Source organism: Janthinobacterium sp. SUN100, assembly GCF_030397705.1.
Classification (GTDB): Bacteria; Pseudomonadota; Gammaproteobacteria; order Burkholderiales; family Burkholderiaceae_D; genus Janthinobacterium; species Janthinobacterium kumbetense.
This window is the reverse complement of the sequence record NZ_JAPUBU010000002.1, coordinates 423,783-438,709: the sequence shown is the minus strand read 5'-3', so window position 1 is coordinate 438,709 and position 14,927 is coordinate 423,783. Positions and strand designations below refer to the sequence as shown.

The following is a 14,927-nucleotide window of genomic DNA, read 5'->3' as shown; positions in this document are numbered from 1 at the left end:
GCATGTCCGCACGTTTGTTCCTGCCCCTGTTCCTGGGCGCCGCCGTGGCGCTGGCCACCCTGCCGGCGCACGCGCGTACGCCGCAACTGTCGCTGATCGAGCAGGCGCAAAGCTGCGACGGCGGCCACACCTGCCCGTACTTCCCCGACGTCTACAAGGCGGACTATGCCTTTCGCAAGGCCTTCAATATCGGCCTGAAGAAGGCTGGCCTGAAGCGGCAGCGCTGGGTGCCGAATGGTGTGGCGAGCCCGCTCAAGCCCGTCGAGATCGACGGCAAGGCGCGTCTGCTGAGCAGTGTCTGCGAGCCGCACAATTGCGGCCACCGCTACTCCATCCTGTACGACCCGGCCGAGCGCAGCATGACGGGCGTGTATATCGGCAGCGATGGCAAGGGCGGCTCGCGCACCGTCTACTTCGGCGAACCCAGCATCGCCGAAGCCGACCTGTTGTTCAAGAACTGATGCACGCGCCACTGCGCATTTCCAGCGAACGCGGCGAGCTGGACGTGGCCATGATCCACCGCTACCGGAGCGAGCAGTCGTACTGGAAGCGCGGCGTGGCGCTGGAAACGGTGCGCAAGGGCATCGCCAACGCGCTGTGTTTCGGCGGTTATGTGGATGGCCAGCAAGTGGCGTTCGCCCGGGTCATCACCGATTACACGGATTTTGCCTACCTGCGCGACGTGTTTGTGCTGCCGCAATACCAGCGGCGCGGCTATGGCAAGCAGATCGTGGCCGCCGCGCTCGACGATGCGCGTGTGCGCGATGTCGTCTGGATGCTGGGCACCGATGACGCGCATGGCCTGTATGCAAGCTTTGGTTTTGCGCCACTGGAGGCGCCACGCAAGTACATGCGCCGTCCTGCGGCGTGAGAATTATCAAAACAACCTTTAGGTGTCAAGAGAACTATTAACATTATTGTACGCAATAATGTTGCATTGATAATGACATTATGTCATTATGCGCGCTCTGCAGCTTACGCAGCGGTGCGTTGCTGGTGCTGTGCTTTGCCGTCGCTACCTGGCGGGGCAAAGGTGGTGAGCGGTCCGATTGGTCGTCCCTGGCACGTTTTCTCGTCACTTTAAAGGAATACATCATGAAACAATATGGCGCCGAATTTCTCGGCACGTTCTGGCTGGTCTTCGGCGGTTGCGGCAGCGCTGTGCTGGCCGCCGCCTTTCCCGGCCTTGGCATCGGCTTTGCCGGCGTAGCGCTGGCCTTTGGCCTGACGGTGCTGACCATGGCTTACGCCATCGGTCACATCTCGGGCTGCCACCTGAATCCTGCCGTCTCGATCGGCCTGTGGGCCGGCGGCCGCTTCCCAGCCAATCAACTGTTGCCATACATCATTGCGCAAGTGCTGGGTGCCATCGTGGCCGGCGGCGTGCTGTACGTGATCGCCAGCGGCCAGGCCGGTTTCGATGTCAGCAAGGGCTTTGCCTCGAACGGCTTCGGCGCCCATTCGCCGGGCGGCTATTCGATGCTGTCGGCGCTGGTCATTGAAATCGTGCTGACGATGTTCTTCCTGATCGTGATCCTGGGCGCCACCGACAAGCGCGCACCGGCCGGCTTCGCCCCGCTGCCGATCGGCCTGGCGCTGACCCTGATCCACCTGATCAGCATTCCCGTCACGAATACCTCCGTCAACCCGGCCCGCAGCACGGGCGTGGCCCTGTACGTGGGCGACTGGGCCACCGGCCAGCTGTGGCTGTTCTGGCTGGCACCCATCATCGGCGCCTTGCTGGGCGCGCTGGCCTACCGCTTGATTGCTGGCGAAAAAGAATCAGCTTGAACATGAAAAAAAAGCAGCCCGCGGGCTGCTTTTTCATTTAGTCGGCGGCGCGCCACTCGCTCAGGTAATGCTGCGGCGTACGGCCCAGGATGCGGCGGAACATGGCGCTGAAGGCGCTGGGGCTGGCGTAGCCCAGCGCATAGGCGATGGCCGCCACGCCTTCGCCCCGGTCCAGGCGGCAGAAGGCCTCGGCCAGGTGGACTTGCTGCAGCCATTGGCGGTAGTGCAAGCCCGTTTCCTTGGGGAATAAGCGGATCAGGGTGCGCGCGCTGGCGCCCGCATCCTGCGCCCAGTCCTCGATGCTGCGCCGGCTGCCGGGCGCGCTCATGATGGCCGAGCAGACGGCCACCAGGCGGCGGTCGCGCGGCCAGGGGATGGCGATGGGCACGGTATCGGCCGCCGTCAGCTCCGACAGGATCAAATGCGCCAGCCAGTCGCCGCGGCCCGCCAGCGCATATTCGATCGGTTCGGCCAGCAAGGCCAGGATCAGCTCGCGCAACAGCCGGCTCACTTCCAGCACCTTGCAATCGGCGCCATATTGGGCCGCCACCTGCGCATCGATGTACACGGTGCGCATGCTCAGTTCGCTCAAGATGTGGACTTCATGCACCACGCCCACGGGGATCAGCAAGGCGCGCCGCGGCGGCAATATCCACACGCCGTGCTCGGTGGAGACGCGCATCACGCCTTCCGTCGCATACAGCAGCTGCGCCCGCACGTGGCTGTGCGGCGCCGTATAGTCGCCCGCCGCATATTGTTTGGACATGGCCGTCACGGGGCGCGGCACGTGCTGGTAGTCGTGCGAGCTGGTGCTGCGGCTGAACGGCACGCCATCGGGATGGGTCTGGGCGGGTTGCTGGGTGTACATGTGGGGCGCGGGCTTGTCTCTTGGTTGTCACTTGGGCGACGATTATTGGAAGTTATCAGTTCAGTGACCATACTATACTGGCTTCTTTGCCGGGCCGCCCGCCGTGCCCGATTATTGCGGATGACACATGCACACAACCACACCAGCCCCAGCATTGGCCACGCCCGTGCCGGCGGCGCCCTCGCTTCATAGTTCCCAACAACAATCCGGTCTGGCCATGCACATCCTGGGCGCCGTTGCCTTCGTGCATTTGCTCAATGACTTGATCCAGGCATTACTGCCGTCGATTTATCCGATGCTGAAAGCCGAGTTTTCACTCAGCTTTACCCAGGTCGGCCTTATAACCCTGACGTTCCAGTGCACGGCATCGTTGCTGCAGCCCTGGATCGGCTTGTACACGGACCGCCGTCCGCTGCCGTTCCTGTTGCCTGTCGGCATGTGCTTTACCCTGGCCGGCGTGCTGATGCTGTCCATCGTCTCGACCTTCCCGACCCTGCTGATCGCATCGGGCATGATCGGCGTCGGCTCGTCGACTTTCCACCCGGAAGCCTCGCGCGTGGCCCGCATGGCGTCGGGCGGACGCTACGGCTTTGCCCAGTCGCTGTTCCAGGTGGGCGGCAACGTCGGTTCCGCGCTGGGGCCGCTGCTGGCGGCCGCCGTCATCGTGAATCGCGGGCAGGGCAATATCGCCTGGTTCAGCTTGCTGGCCGTGCTGGCCATCGGCGTGCTGTACAAGGTCAGCCACTGGTATAGCGGCCACCTGGCCAGCTTCAAGCCAAAGGCGGGCGGCCATGGACCGAACTTGTCGCGCAACAAGGTGATGGGTGCCTTGGGCGTGCTGGCCTTGCTGGTGTTCTCGAAATACATCTACATGGCCAGCCTGTCGAGCTATTACACGTTTTATTTGATCGACAAGTTCCACCTGTCGATCGGCGCGGCGCAACTGTACCTGTTCCTCTTCCTCGCCGCTGTGGCGGCCGGCACCTTCATGGGCGGTCCCATCGGCGACCGCATCGGCCGCAAGCGCGTGATCTGGATTTCCATCCTGGGCGCCGCGCCATTTACCCTGCTGCTGCCGTATGTCGACCTGTTCTGGACGGCTGTATTGACGGTGATCATCGGTTTCGTCATTTCTTCCGCGTTTTCCGCCATCGTTGTGTTTGCGCAAGAACTGGTGCCGGGCAAGGTGGGCATGATCGCGGGGATCTTCTTTGGCCTGATGTTCGGCGTCTCCGGCATCGCAGCGGCCGCCATGGGCCACCTGGCCGACGTATCGGGCATCGCCTATGTGTATAAAATCTGCTCCTACCTGCCGCTGCTTGGCATCCTGACGGTGCTGCTGCCGCATATCGAGCAGGCGAAAAAATAAGACAGTGGCGCCGGCGGGCTTGACGGCCAGCCGGCCCGCATGCGATATTCTCTTCATGATTTCTTCCATCTTCCATCCAGTCCTTGCATACCGCCGCGCCGCCGCTGCGCTGTGTCCGTGTACCTGGCTTCGTGAGGATGCGGCCCGGCGCCGTTAAATTTTTACTCCTCATTCCGATGGCCACAGTGTTGAAAAACCTGTGGCCATTTTCTTTTTCCGCAGCGTTCACGAGAGTCCCGCATGACACTACACCTGTACGACACCTATAGCCGCAGCCTGCGCCCCTTCGACCCTCTCGCCCCGGGCCAGGCGGGCCTGTATGCCTGCGGTCCCACCGTCTATGACTACGCGCACATCGGCAACCTGCGCACCTATCTGTTTGTCGACGGCTTGCGCCGTGCGCTCGAGTTCAATGGCCTGCAGGTGCGCCACGTGATGAACATCACGGACGTGGGCCATCTGACGTCGGATACGGACAGCGGCGACGACAAGGTCGAGGCCCGCAGCGCCCGCAGCGGCAAGTCCGCCTGGGATATCGCCGCCGAATTTACCCGCGCGTTCGAGGGTGATCTGCGCCAGTTGAATATCCTGCCGCCCACAGTCTGGTGCCGCGCCACCGACCACATCGCGGAGCAGATCGACTTCATCCTCGACCTGGAGGCAAAGGGCTATACCTACCGCACGGACGACGGCATCTATTTCGATACGACGCGCCAGGACGGTTATGGCAAGCTGGCACGCCTGAATCGCGACGGCCTGCAGGCGGGGAAACGGGTAGACCTGGGCGAGAAGCGCGACATCTGCGACTTCGCGCTGTGGAAGTTCAGCGGCGTGCCGGGCCAGCGCCAGATGGAGTGGGACAGCCCGTGGGGGCTGGGTTTCCCCGGCTGGCATATCGAATGCTCGGCCATGGCGGAAAAACACCTGGGCGCGTATTTCGACATCCATTGCGGCGGCGAAGACCATGTGGCCGTCCACCACAGCAACGAGATCGCGCAAACGGAAGCGCGACACGGCACGCGCCTGGCGAATTTCTGGCTGCATGGCGCCTTCCTGAAAACGCAGGACGCGAAGATGTCGAAATCCTCGGGCGATTTTTTACGCCTGCACAGCCTGGTGGAGCAGGGTGTCGATCCGCTGGCCTACCGCTACCTGTGCCTGGGCGCCCACTACCGCAGCAGCCTCAATTTCACGGACGACGCCCTGCGCGCCGCCGCCAGCGGCCTGGCGCGCTTGCGCTCTACCGTGCATGGCCTGGGCCAGGCGGATGGCGAGGCCGATCCTGCATGGCATGAGCGCTTCATGAGCTGCGTCAACGATGACCTGAACTACCCGCGCGCGCTGGCCGTGGCCTGGGAGCTGCTGAAAAGCGAGCTGCCCGACGGCGTGAAAAAGGCCACGATGGCCCGCTTCGATACGGCCCTGGGACTCGATCTGCTGGCCTGGCAGCCGGCGCAGGTGGCAGTGCCGCAGCAGGTGCAGGCGTGGATGGCGGAACGGGCTGCCGCCCGCCTGGAGCGCGAGTGGGCCGAGGCGGACCGCTTGCGCGCACTGGCGCGCGCGGCCGGCTATGAGATCGACGATACGCCGCAGGGGCAACAGGCGCGGCCTTTGTGAAGATGTCCTGCATAATGGCCGCCTGATGAAACTGGAGATGCCGTGAAGCGTCGTTTGCTGCTATTGAGTTGTTGCCTTGCCTTGTCGAACTCCGTCCAGGCGGCCAGCGCCTGCCCCGGTTTTCCCGCGCTGGCTACATCGAGTGAGGCGCTGCTGGCGCAAGTGCGCGCACTGCCGCCCGTCGGCGTCGACCGCGAACGGCAGGCGTGTGCGCCGGCGACCGTCATCGATTTCGCCTACAGCGGCGGAGTGCTGTGCAGTTTTGGTGGTGAGGTGGAGGCGGCGACGGCCGCCGTCACGCGCCTGGCTGACGGCGGCGAACTGGTCGAATACCTGTATCTGTTCCCGTATGCGCCGGCCTCGCACGTGCGCCTGCTGGTGCTGCTGGCCGCGCGTTTTAATCAAGTCGACAAGGCGGCTTGGCCCGGCTTCCTGCAAGGTGCGCCGCCAGGCAAGGAAACCACGGCCCTGTTCACCTACGGCGGCTTTTATATCTCGTTGGGCAAGCCCACCGAAGGCGATCCGGCCGAATGGTATTCGAATGTGATCTTTGAAAAGGTGGATAAACCTGCGCTGGGCGTGCGCAAAGTGTGCCAGGAGGAGCGCGATGCTTGAAGCAGGCGCCTTTCCGGCGGCATTGGCCGGCACTGTGGCGCAGCTGCGGCCCGCGCTGGGGAGTAGCCAGGCACACCCGCCATTTGCCGTATGCCAGGATGGCGAGGCATTGCTGATCCCGACGCGCACGTATTACGACCGCCAGCGATTGCTGGCCTGTACGCAGCTGCCCGGCGACGCGGGCGTGATCGCCCTGTGCCTGGGCACGCGCCACCACGATGGACATCTGCGCGAAGCGTGTTTAAAACAGCTGTTGCTGCAGGAGCGGGCGTGGACGGTGCCGTTCGTCGTGCACCTGTGCTGTGAATACGTGCTGGAGATCGTCGAGAGAATCGGGGCGGCGCTGCCGGCCTGGAATGCACAGGCGCTGGCGCGCTACCTGCGGGAGAACCCCGCGTATGTGGATACGCTGGAGCGGCGCGCCGTCAGCTACTGGAGCTGTTACTACCGCGAGCAACACCCCGCATGGGACGATTATCCGGGACGCAGGGCCATGGCGGCCCTGCGGGCATTACAGCGGCTTACGCCTCGATAAAGCGCATCTTGAAGCTGCGGCCCTTGATGTTGCCGAAGTCGCGGCCCAGGGAGTTACCGGCGTTGAGGCGCTTGAAGGCCGCTTCGGCCACCTTGCGGTCGAGCGCCACGTAGGTCATGAACTCGAACACGTTGATCTTGCCCACTTGCTCCTTGGTGAGGCCCGCGTCGCCCGTCAGCGCACCCAGCAGGTCGCCCGGGCGCAGCTTGTCCTTCTTGCCGCCCATGATGCACAGGGTGATCATCGGCGCCGGCAGCGCTTCCATCCCGTCATCTTCCGCCAGTTCCTTCAGGTCGTGCCATTCGGCGGCGCTGTTCTGGTATTGCTCGATCAGCTTGACCCATTTTTTCTCGTTCGGCGCGCACAGCGACAGGGCCAGGCCCTTCTTGCTGCCGCGGCCCGTGCGGCCGATGCGGTGGATGTGCACTTCCGTGTCCTTCGACACGTCGACGTTGATCACGGCACCCAGGTCGGAAATATCGAGGCCGCGCGCGGCCACGTCGGTGGCCACCAGCACGGAGCAGCTGCGGTTGGCGAACAACACGAGGATTTCATCGCGCTCGCGCTGTTCCAGTTCGCCGTACAGTGCCAGCGCGGAAAAGCCTTGCTGGCGCAGTTCTTCGGCCAGTTCGCGGCAATGCACCTTGGTGTTGCAGAAGGCCAGCGTCGATTCCGGCTTGAAGTGCTTCAACAGCTTGCCGACGGCGCTATTGCGTTCGTCGAAGCCGATTTCATAGAAGCGCTGCTCGATCTTGTCGTTGTCGTGCTGCGCTTCGACCGTCACTTCCAGCGGGTTGACGAGGAACGACGCCGTGGCGCGGCGGATGTCTTCCGGATACGTGGCCGAGAACAGCAAGGTCTGGCGGCGTACAGGGCAGGCGCTGACGATGCCGGCGATTTCCTCGTAAAAGCCCATGTCCGTCATGCGGTCCGCTTCATCGAGCACCAGCGTTTGCACGTGATTCAGGTTGATGGTGCCGCGACCCAGGTGGTCGCGCAGGCGGCCCGGCGTGCCGACGACGATGTGGGCGCCGTGTTCCAGCGAAGCGATTTGCGGGCGCATCGGCGCGCCGCCCGTCAGGGTCAGGATCTTGATGTTGCCGGCCGCGCGGGCCAGGCGGCGCAATTCATTGGCCACCTGGTCGGCCAGTTCGCGCGTCGGGCACAGCACCAGGCCTTGCACGGCAAACCAGGCCGGATTGAGCTTGTGCAGGATGCCGATGCCGAAGGCGGCCGTCTTGCCGCTGCCTGTTTTCGCCTGGGCGATCAGGTCGCGGCCATCGAGCACCGCCGGCAGGCTTTGCGCCTGGATGGTGGTCATCTCGTGGTAGCCGAGCGAGTCCAGGTTGGCCAAAAAGGCGGGCGTCAGCGGCAGGCTGGCAAAGGAAGTGGTGGTGTCAGTGGTGGTGTTCATAGGGGCGGAGCCGGTAAAAAGCGGGTGGATGGGCACAGTCTACAGGCGTTCTACGCCCTTGTGCGGATGGTGGTGTGGAAGCCGGCGGCAAACGGCCGCCGGCATGGGGTGTTAATTGTCGGGCGCCCAGATGGGCAAGCCGGTCAGATCGAGGCCGGCGTCGCGCGTCCACACGGGCAGGCCCGTGGCATCGGTCGGCTCCAGCAATTCGAGCTGCACCTGCTTCAAGGCCACCTTGCGCGCACGCGCGCGGCGCTGCGGTTCTGGCGCCGGCTCTGGCGCCTCGGGCGCTGGCGGCGGGCCGAAGCCGGGCAAGTCGATGGTGGCGTTGTCTTTTTTATCTCTCATTTGCTAACCTCTGTCCCTGGCTTGCGATGGCCAGGGGGCGGGCAAGGTGCTGCCCGCCTATGTCTATACGCTTTAACTTCATCCACAAAACAAAAGCCCGGCTACTGGAGTCGGGCTCATTGTTGGGATAACCTGCAGGAAAACTTGTCCTGCGGATTTAAGTGCGGCACGCAGTGTATCACAGGCGTGCCGCACTGTGTGGGGCTCAGCGGAAGCTCAGGGCACCCGTCAGGTCGCCTGGCGGCAGCGCGCCGCGTGACGCGAACGCGTCGTTGCGCACCTTCAGGCCTTCGAGCAGCGGCAAGTCGTGCAGGCGCGTGATCAGGCGCAGGATCGACGTCGTGTCATAAAAACTGTGGTCGACGGCGCCTTTCTTCGCGTAGGGCGAGACGACGATGGCGGGAATGCGCGTGCCCGGCCCCCAGCGGTCGCCCTTCGGCGGTGCCACGTGATCCCACCAGCCGCCGTTTTCGTCAAACGTGATCACCACGATCATGTCTTTCCACTGCGGCGATTCCTTCAGATGCTGGATGACGTTGGCCACGTGCTGGTCGCCCGACTCGATGTCCGAATATCCCGCATGCAGGTTCAGATTGCCCTGCGGCTTGTAGAAGGTCACGGCCGGCAGCTTGCCCGCCACGGCCGCGGCGAGGAATTTGTTCGAGATCGGGCTGTCGCCCGTGCCGCCGTCGCGCAGGTGCTCGGCGCGCGCGGCGGTGCCGGGTGCGAACTGCTTGAAGTAGTTCAGCGGCTGGTGGTGGAACTGGAAATTCGGCTTGCTGCCGCCGCCCTTGTGGTCGAGCGCCGCTTGCCAGCCGCCGCCATACCACGCCCAGCTGACGCCCTTGCGCGACAGCAGGTCGCCGATGGTGTCGTAGGTTTGCGGCGGCAGGGTATTCGCGTCGGCCGGGTCGGCATGCAGCGGGTCGCCATCGAAGGCCGGGCGGATGTAGCTCGGTTGATATGGCGGCGCCATGGTGTTGACGGCATAGCCATCCGGCGTGAGGGCGCCGTCGTTGACGTATTTCGGCTTGCCGTCCAGTGCGGAGGCGGGGCAGTCGGGCGAGATGGCCAGGCGCACGCCTTGCGGGCCGTCGGACAGCACGGCGATCTTTTTCTTCGCCGCCGTCTCGGAAGCATTGAAATATTCGTTGGCGCGGCCCGTGACGAGGAACTGGTGGTTCATGTAGGAGCCGCCGAAGGCCGCCATGAAGAAGTTGTCGCACAAGGTGTACTGTTCGGCGATCTGCCACAGGTTCAGGTTTTTCGACGTTTCGCCGTAGTGGCCCATCACCAGGCCGCCGCTGTCGGCCCACGCGGCAAAGCCGTCGTTCTTGCCGCCGTTGATCTGCATCTGATTGTTATAGAAACGGTGCACGAGGTCGCGCGTGATGATGCTCTCGGGCAGGGGCTTGCCGGCCGCGTCGCTCAATTTGTAGGGCGCGTTGGGCAGGCCGGAAATCTGGTCTTCCTTGATCAGGTAATCGATGCCGCCGATATTCTGCTGGTTCGGCACCAGGCCGCCCCAGATCTTCGGCAGGGTGGCCAGCGGTTTGCCGTCGCGGTCCAGCTGCTGCGCCTGTTCGGCCGTGACGGCGGACAGGGGCGCGCTGGTGCCGGGGAAGTTGGCGAACAGGTTGTTGAAACTGCGGTTTTCCAGGTAGATCACGACCACGTTCTTGACGTGCGCCTTGAGTTTCGCGTCGAGCGAACCCTTGGCGATGGTCTTCCTGGCTGGCGCGGCGTCGGCCAGCGCGGGCAGGCTGGCGGCCAGGCCGACTGCGGAAGCGGCCAGGAAAATGCGCCGGCGCGAGGGATTGGCGGGTTGGTCGGCCGGATCGGCTGGCAGGGCGGGGGCGAGGTCCTTCACACATTCTCCTTGGGTGTCATTCGTTTGCTGGTGCGCGAAAATTGTATCACCGTGGCATGGCAAATGTGAAATTTCACGGCTGCCTGGAGGGCGTCGTCGCCGCATGGCGCTGGCCGTTCGCGTTGCCGCAGTCCTGCGGCAGGCTAAATAATCCATCTGTGTCGCATGGATTCAAGCCTGCCTGGCCTGCGCATGAAAAGATGGGGCTTCCGAATGGCGATGGTCGCCATTCTCGTGGCGCGACGTCCGGCGTCATTGCATGGACGTCTGCGCGCACCCATACACGCAGGGAGGCGCTCATGTGGCTGGTCTTGAAGTTATTGCTGTTTATCTTTTTTGTCCTGCCGCTCGCCTTCGGCTTGACGCTCATTTTTTTACCCTATTCCATTCCCGTTGTCCTGTGCCTTGTGTGGTGGTGGCGGTCGCGTGTGCGCGCGGAGCGCGCGCGGGACAAAGTCGTCAGCGTCGGGGGGATAGAGGGGCGGACGTGGGTCCTGGAGTCGGCGCGCTTCACGATGGAGCTCGATTATGCCAGCGCCCAGCTGCGCATCCGGTCCATGGGCAAGCGCTCCTACGTTACCTCGGGAGCCAAACGTCAGGTGCGGCGCGGCGCTTTCGACGTGTTCTTGCCTGCTGAAAACATTTTCATTTATGCATCTGAAAATATGGTAGAGCATTACCTGACGAAATGGAAACCTTCAGTTGAAATCACCGATCGCGGCTTCGAGCATGTGATCGTGGAAATGGCGGACGGAGTGCATACGCAGGGAACCGGGAAATCTGATTTGACAATCACGTCACCCATATTTTCGGGACATACATTGGCTGGACGGCGCTTGCGCGACAGCGAGGCACAGGGACCGTTTTCGGCCATCTTTCTCCGCATGCCGCTCGCCACGGCCGTGTGTGTCAAGGAAGAGTGGCAAAAGGCCCGTGCGCGGCTGCAGGAGCTGCAGCGCCAGCGCCCGGCGGCGCCAGGCCAGGCATCGACGGGCATATAGAACATTTTAATGTTTCCAAAAATGCCATTTAGTGATGTTTCCATTGTATTATGGCAACTAACGAACGCGGCATCGTGATGCAGGCCTGACCAGGCAGACAGATGCCTGCGGCCCCATCACCGAAGCTACAGGATGCCAGGAATGTCGAACTCTCTTGCGTATCACGTGGTTGTCCATGCACTGGAAGGGCGGGCCGGCTGGACGCCCATGGCGCGCTTCGCTTCGGCCGTCTCGCACGTGATCCAGGGACATTTGCCTTATCAGCGCTACCATGCCGCCGGCGTGGCCAGGAGTCCGAAAGGATCGGCACCAGGCGTCATCGAACGCCTGGTGAATGACTTCCTGGCGACCGACATCAATCCCAGCTATCTGCTGCTCTCCTCATTCCGGCGCGAAGCCGACGTGTTCGTCGCGTTCAATGCCTATAACCAGTCTGCGAACCTGGGTGTGCAGACCAGTCTTGGCGGGCAAGGGGCCGGCAATGTGGCGCGCGGCGCGGCGCGCGCTTCCCGCGTGGCCGCCAGCGACCCCGATAGCTGCCGCCACGGCACCCTTGCCATCATCGACACCATGCTGGCGACCACGCGCGCCAATGCGGCTGCGCCGGACGGCGCACCAAAGCGCAGCCTGGGTGCGCTTGCCCTGTTGCTGGGCATCGAATCGTCGACGGCGGCGGAAGTGGCGTTCGTCTTTGAAAACGAAGGCCACTTCCCTATCGGCCAGCTTGCCGGCAGACTGGGTTGCCATCAGCGCACGCTGGAACGCCGATTGCGCGAAGTGGGCATGACGGCGGAGGCGTTGCGCCAGGCCGCGCGCCTTGTGCGTGCCGCGCATCGGCTGCCGTCCGCCGATAGCCTGACGATGATCGCCGCCGACGAGGGGTTTTCCGATCTTGCCCACATGACGCGCGCCTTTCAGGCTGCGGCAGGCATGCCTCCCAGCTTGATCCGCAAGCTGGGAAAGGGTCAGAACTGATAGCGCACGGTCAAAGCCACCTTGCGCGCCGGGCCATGCATGCCCGACAACCACCAGTCCGACACGGAAGCCGTGTACTGCTTGTCGAACAGGTTGGCCACGTTGACGGTGGCCGACAGCTTGTCGCTGACGTCGTAGCGCGCCATCAGGCTGGCCACCGAGTACGCCTTCTGTTCCCAGTGCAGGGTGCGCTCGACCTGCCACGCATCGATGTCGGAATACACGCGGCTTTGCCAGTTCACGCCGCCGCCCACCGTCAGGCGCTTGAATTCGCCGGGCAGGCGGTAAGTGGTCCACAGTTTCACCAGGTGGCGCGGGAAGGTGGCCAGGATGGTCTTGCCCGTATTGTCTTCCGTCTGGCTATACGACCACGAGGCCGAGATGTTCCAGTCCGGCGTCAGTGCGCCCGTCGCTTCCAGGTCCACGCCCTGGGTCCTGGCGCCCTTGATGGCGCGGTTGGCTGAAATCTTTGTGCCAGGCACGTAATAACCTGGATCCGACTCGGCCAGGTTGTCCTGGCGGATCTGGTACAGCGCGGCAGCCGTGTTCAGGCGGCCATCGAACCAGCCGCTCTTGACGCCTGCTTCCAGGGTCTTGCCTTCGCGTGGCGCCAGCAGCTTGCCATAGCGGTCTTGCGATGCTTGCGGCTGATAGATGGTGGAATAACTGGCGTAGGCGCTGTGCGTGCCGTCGATGTCGAACACCAGGCCGCCATATGGCGTGACGACGCGGCTCTCCGAGGCTGGCGCCGCATTGTAATAGGACTCGGCAGGCGTGTCCGAGATGTAATTTTCGTCGTAGCGCAGCACTTTTGCCCCAGCGATCAATTTCAGGCGCTCGGAGAGATGGAGGCGCGTGGCGGCATACACGCTGGCCTGGCGGCGCGTGCTGTCGTTGGTGCCATAGGTGCCGCCAAACACGGGCGTCGCCGTGCGATTCCAGCGGTACAGGTTGACAGGCGTGCGCTCGATGCTATTGTCGAAACGGGCATCCGTCGTGCTTTGAAATTCGCTGTAGTCCATGCCCAGCACCAGTTCGTGCTGGCGGCCGAATGCGCTGAATGGGCCGCGCACGTTGACGTCCACGCTGTTGACCTGGAGCTGGTAGTCGCGGTAGTCGGCGTTCAGGCGCAGGCCATCGCCCGTGGCCTGGTTGGGCAAGCTTCCGCTGACGTTCAGGTAGACGGAGCGCTCTTCCTGCGACGACTGCACGCGGTTGGCCGAGACTTTCAGCTTCCAGTCGTTCGCCAGCGCGTGTTCCACAGTGGCGAAGACGTCGGTCGAATTGGTGTCGAAGCGATTCGACGTGGCCGCCGGGCTGAAGGAGCGGGGCAGGTTCGTCATGCTGCCATTGCTGTAGAACAGGGGAAAGCCCAGGTAGGACAGGGATCCGTGCGAGCGCTTGCGCTGGTGCGTGACGCCGGCCGTCAGTTTCGTGTCGCTTGAGATGTCCGCCTCGAGCACGCCGTAGACCACTTTCTTGTCGCGGCTGTAGCCGTCGACGATGCTGTCGCCTTCCTCGTACACCGTCACGAGGCGGCCGCGCACCGTGCCCGCGTCGTTGAGCGGGCCGGCAACGTCGGCCATGGCGCGCCGCTCATCGTGGGAACCCAGCTCGCCCTCGACGGACGCCTGGAATTGCGCCGTCGGCTTCTTGCGCACCATGTTGATGGCGCCCGAGGCATCGCCCGCGCCCGTCATCAGGCCCGAGGCGCCGCGCAGCACTTCGATGCGGTCGTACAGCGCCATGTCGGCCAGGCTTTGCGACGGTATCGCATTGAGGCCCATGGTTTCCGAGTGCGTGCTGACGCCATCGAGCTGGTAATTGGTGATCGAATAGCCGCGCGAAGTAAAGCCCGTGCGTTCGCTGCCCAGCGAATACAGCGTGATGCCCGGCGTTTGCGCCATCACTTGCGCGATCGTGCTCAAGCCCTGGTCCTGCATGCGCTGCTGCGTGATGACGCTGACCGACTGCGGCGTTTCCCGGATCGACAGGCCCAGTGGCGTGGCCGTGGCGATCGGCAGGGTGGAGACATACGCGCCCGAGCCTTCGGTGGCATCCTGCTGCGCCTTGACCGACACTTCCGGCATCATCGACAGCGCTTCGCCACCCGCCGCGGCATCGGCCGGGCGCAGCACATAGCTGCCGTTGGCGCTGCGCTCGGCCTTCAGGCCCGTGCCGCGCAGCACGCCGTTCAGGGCGGCCAGCACGTCGTGGCGGCCGCTCAAGCCGGTCGACGTCTTGCCGCGCGTCTGCTCCGGCGTGAAGCTGAGGATGACCCGCGACTGGCTGGCGACCTGGCGCAGCGCCGTCGCCAGGTCGGCGGCCGGCACCTGGAAGTCGAGGCTGGCCGCTGGCGCTGCTGCGCTTTCCTGCGCCAGGGCTGGCGCCTGGGCGTTCAGCAGCAGGGCCGAACCGATGAAGACGAGTTGGATGGCATACGCCATGCGCTTGATGCGCGGCTTGGAGTGAATGGCAAGAGACATGGTTACCTTGTGGTGTAGTCGTCAAAAAGGACGTTGCC

The 14,927-nt window shown here is 63.8% G+C and carries 14 protein-coding genes; 9 read left to right on the top strand and 5 right to left on the bottom strand.

Going from position 1 to position 14,927, the window contains the following annotated elements; genetic code table 11:
- Positions 1 to 2 precede the first annotated feature (2 nt).
- The 3 genes from O0881_RS14190 (at position 3) to aqpZ (ending at position 1,791) form a co-directional block, all read left to right on the top strand.
- The gene (locus tag O0881_RS14190) at positions 3 to 461 is read left to right on the top strand and encodes an Ivy family c-type lysozyme inhibitor (protein ID WP_289906600.1); all 459 of its coding nucleotides are present in this window, start codon (positions 3 to 5) and stop codon (positions 459 to 461) included.
- Positions 461 to 871 (top strand): GNAT family N-acetyltransferase, encoded by a 411-nt coding sequence (locus O0881_RS14185; RefSeq protein ID WP_289911842.1) that lies wholly within the window; start codon positions 461 to 463, stop codon positions 869 to 871. The genes O0881_RS14190 and O0881_RS14185 overlap by 1 nt, the downstream gene beginning before the upstream one ends.
- A gap of 224 nt (positions 872 to 1,095) precedes the next feature.
- On the top strand, positions 1,096 to 1,791 hold the full coding sequence (gene aqpZ / locus O0881_RS14180; protein ID WP_289911840.1) for an aquaporin Z: 696 nt from the start codon (positions 1,096 to 1,098) through the stop codon (positions 1,789 to 1,791).
- A 37-nt stretch (positions 1,792 to 1,828) separates the two neighbouring features.
- Here aqpZ and O0881_RS14175 read toward each other — a convergent pair whose 3' ends face one another.
- Positions 1,829 to 2,659 (bottom strand): helix-turn-helix transcriptional regulator, encoded by an 831-nt coding sequence (locus O0881_RS14175; RefSeq protein WP_289911838.1) that lies wholly within the window; start codon positions 2,657 to 2,659, stop codon positions 1,829 to 1,831.
- 217 nt (positions 2,660 to 2,876) lie between these two features.
- On the opposite strand from O0881_RS14175, the gene O0881_RS14170 reads away from it, so the two are divergent.
- The 4 genes from O0881_RS14170 (at position 2,877) to O0881_RS14155 (ending at position 6,795) form a co-directional block, all read left to right on the top strand.
- Positions 2,877 to 4,028 (top strand): MFS transporter, encoded by a 1,152-nt coding sequence (locus O0881_RS14170; RefSeq protein WP_289912232.1) that lies wholly within the window; start codon positions 2,877 to 2,879, stop codon positions 4,026 to 4,028.
- A gap of 240 nt (positions 4,029 to 4,268) precedes the next feature.
- Positions 4,269 to 5,645 (top strand): cysteine--tRNA ligase, encoded by a 1,377-nt coding sequence (gene cysS / locus O0881_RS14165; RefSeq protein ID WP_289911837.1) that lies wholly within the window; start codon positions 4,269 to 4,271, stop codon positions 5,643 to 5,645.
- A 42-nt stretch (positions 5,646 to 5,687) separates the two neighbouring features.
- Positions 5,688 to 6,260, top strand: a complete 573-nt coding sequence (locus O0881_RS14160; protein WP_289911836.1) for a hypothetical protein — start codon at positions 5,688 to 5,690, stop codon at positions 6,258 to 6,260.
- Complete coding sequence (locus O0881_RS14155; protein WP_289911834.1) at positions 6,253 to 6,795, top strand: hypothetical protein; 543 nt, start codon at positions 6,253 to 6,255, stop codon at positions 6,793 to 6,795. Before O0881_RS14160 ends, O0881_RS14155 begins: the two co-directional genes overlap by 8 nt.
- Here the strand turns inward: O0881_RS14155 and dbpA are convergent.
- From dbpA to O0881_RS14140, 3 genes are all read right to left on the bottom strand, one after another.
- On the bottom strand, positions 6,782 to 8,209 hold the full coding sequence (gene dbpA, locus O0881_RS14150) for an ATP-dependent RNA helicase DbpA (RefSeq protein ID WP_289911832.1): 1,428 nt from the start codon (positions 8,207 to 8,209) through the stop codon (positions 6,782 to 6,784). The genes O0881_RS14155 and dbpA overlap by 14 nt on opposite strands.
- A gap of 111 nt (positions 8,210 to 8,320) precedes the next feature.
- A complete protein-coding gene (locus O0881_RS14145; protein ID WP_077402076.1) occupies positions 8,321 to 8,557 on the bottom strand; it encodes a hypothetical protein in 237 nt (78 codons plus the stop codon).
- Between the two features lie 205 nt (positions 8,558 to 8,762).
- Complete coding sequence (locus tag O0881_RS14140) at positions 8,763 to 10,427, bottom strand: acid phosphatase (protein WP_289911830.1); 1,665 nt, start codon at positions 10,425 to 10,427, stop codon at positions 8,763 to 8,765.
- A 56-nt stretch (positions 10,428 to 10,483) separates the two neighbouring features.
- On the opposite strand from O0881_RS14140, the gene O0881_RS14135 reads away from it, so the two are divergent.
- Together O0881_RS14135 and O0881_RS14130 are read left to right on the top strand one after the other, a co-directional pair.
- The gene (locus O0881_RS14135) at positions 10,484 to 11,428 is read left to right on the top strand and encodes a hypothetical protein (RefSeq protein WP_289911829.1); all 945 of its coding nucleotides are present in this window, start codon (positions 10,484 to 10,486) and stop codon (positions 11,426 to 11,428) included.
- Positions 11,429 to 11,569: 141 nt separating this feature from the next.
- Positions 11,570 to 12,403, top strand: coding sequence for a helix-turn-helix domain-containing protein (locus tag O0881_RS14130; RefSeq protein WP_289911828.1), 834 nt, complete (start codon positions 11,570 to 11,572; stop codon positions 12,401 to 12,403).
- On the opposite strand, the gene O0881_RS14125 is transcribed toward O0881_RS14130, so the two are convergent.
- The gene (locus O0881_RS14125; protein WP_289911826.1) at positions 12,394 to 14,889 is read right to left on the bottom strand and encodes a TonB-dependent receptor; all 2,496 of its coding nucleotides are present in this window, start codon (positions 14,887 to 14,889) and stop codon (positions 12,394 to 12,396) included. The genes O0881_RS14130 and O0881_RS14125 overlap by 10 nt on opposite strands.
- Positions 14,890 to 14,927: the final 38 nt, after the last annotated feature.

Excerpts from the sequence above, each read along its gene's own strand:
- O0881_RS14125 (WP_289911826.1), bottom strand. The coding sequence starts at position 14,889 with ATGTCTCTTGCCATTCACTCCAAGCCGCGCATCAAGCGCATGGCGTAT.
- O0881_RS14130 (WP_289911828.1), top strand. The coding sequence starts at position 11,570 with ATGTCGAACTCTCTTGCGTATCACGTGGTTGTCCATGCACTGGAAGGG.
- O0881_RS14170 (WP_289912232.1), top strand. The coding sequence starts at position 2,877 with ATGCACATCCTGGGCGCCGTTGCCTTCGTGCATTTGCTCAATGACTTG.
- O0881_RS14175 (WP_289911838.1), bottom strand. The coding sequence starts at position 2,659 with ATGTACACCCAGCAACCCGCCCAGACCCATCCCGATGGCGTGCCGTTC.
- O0881_RS14185 (WP_289911842.1), top strand. The coding sequence starts at position 461 with ATGCACGCGCCACTGCGCATTTCCAGCGAACGCGGCGAGCTGGACGTG.
- O0881_RS14135 (WP_289911829.1), top strand. The coding sequence starts at position 10,484 with ATGGCAAATGTGAAATTTCACGGCTGCCTGGAGGGCGTCGTCGCCGCA.
- aqpZ (WP_289911840.1), top strand. The coding sequence starts at position 1,096 with ATGAAACAATATGGCGCCGAATTTCTCGGCACGTTCTGGCTGGTCTTC.
- O0881_RS14190 (WP_289906600.1), top strand. The coding sequence starts at position 3 with ATGTCCGCACGTTTGTTCCTGCCCCTGTTCCTGGGCGCCGCCGTGGCG.
- cysS (WP_289911837.1), top strand. The coding sequence starts at position 4,269 with ATGACACTACACCTGTACGACACCTATAGCCGCAGCCTGCGCCCCTTC.
- dbpA (WP_289911832.1), bottom strand. The coding sequence starts at position 8,209 with ATGAACACCACCACTGACACCACCACTTCCTTTGCCAGCCTGCCGCTG.
- O0881_RS14145 (WP_077402076.1), bottom strand. The coding sequence starts at position 8,557 with ATGAGAGATAAAAAAGACAACGCCACCATCGACTTGCCCGGCTTCGGC.
- O0881_RS14155 (WP_289911834.1), top strand. The coding sequence starts at position 6,253 with ATGCTTGAAGCAGGCGCCTTTCCGGCGGCATTGGCCGGCACTGTGGCG.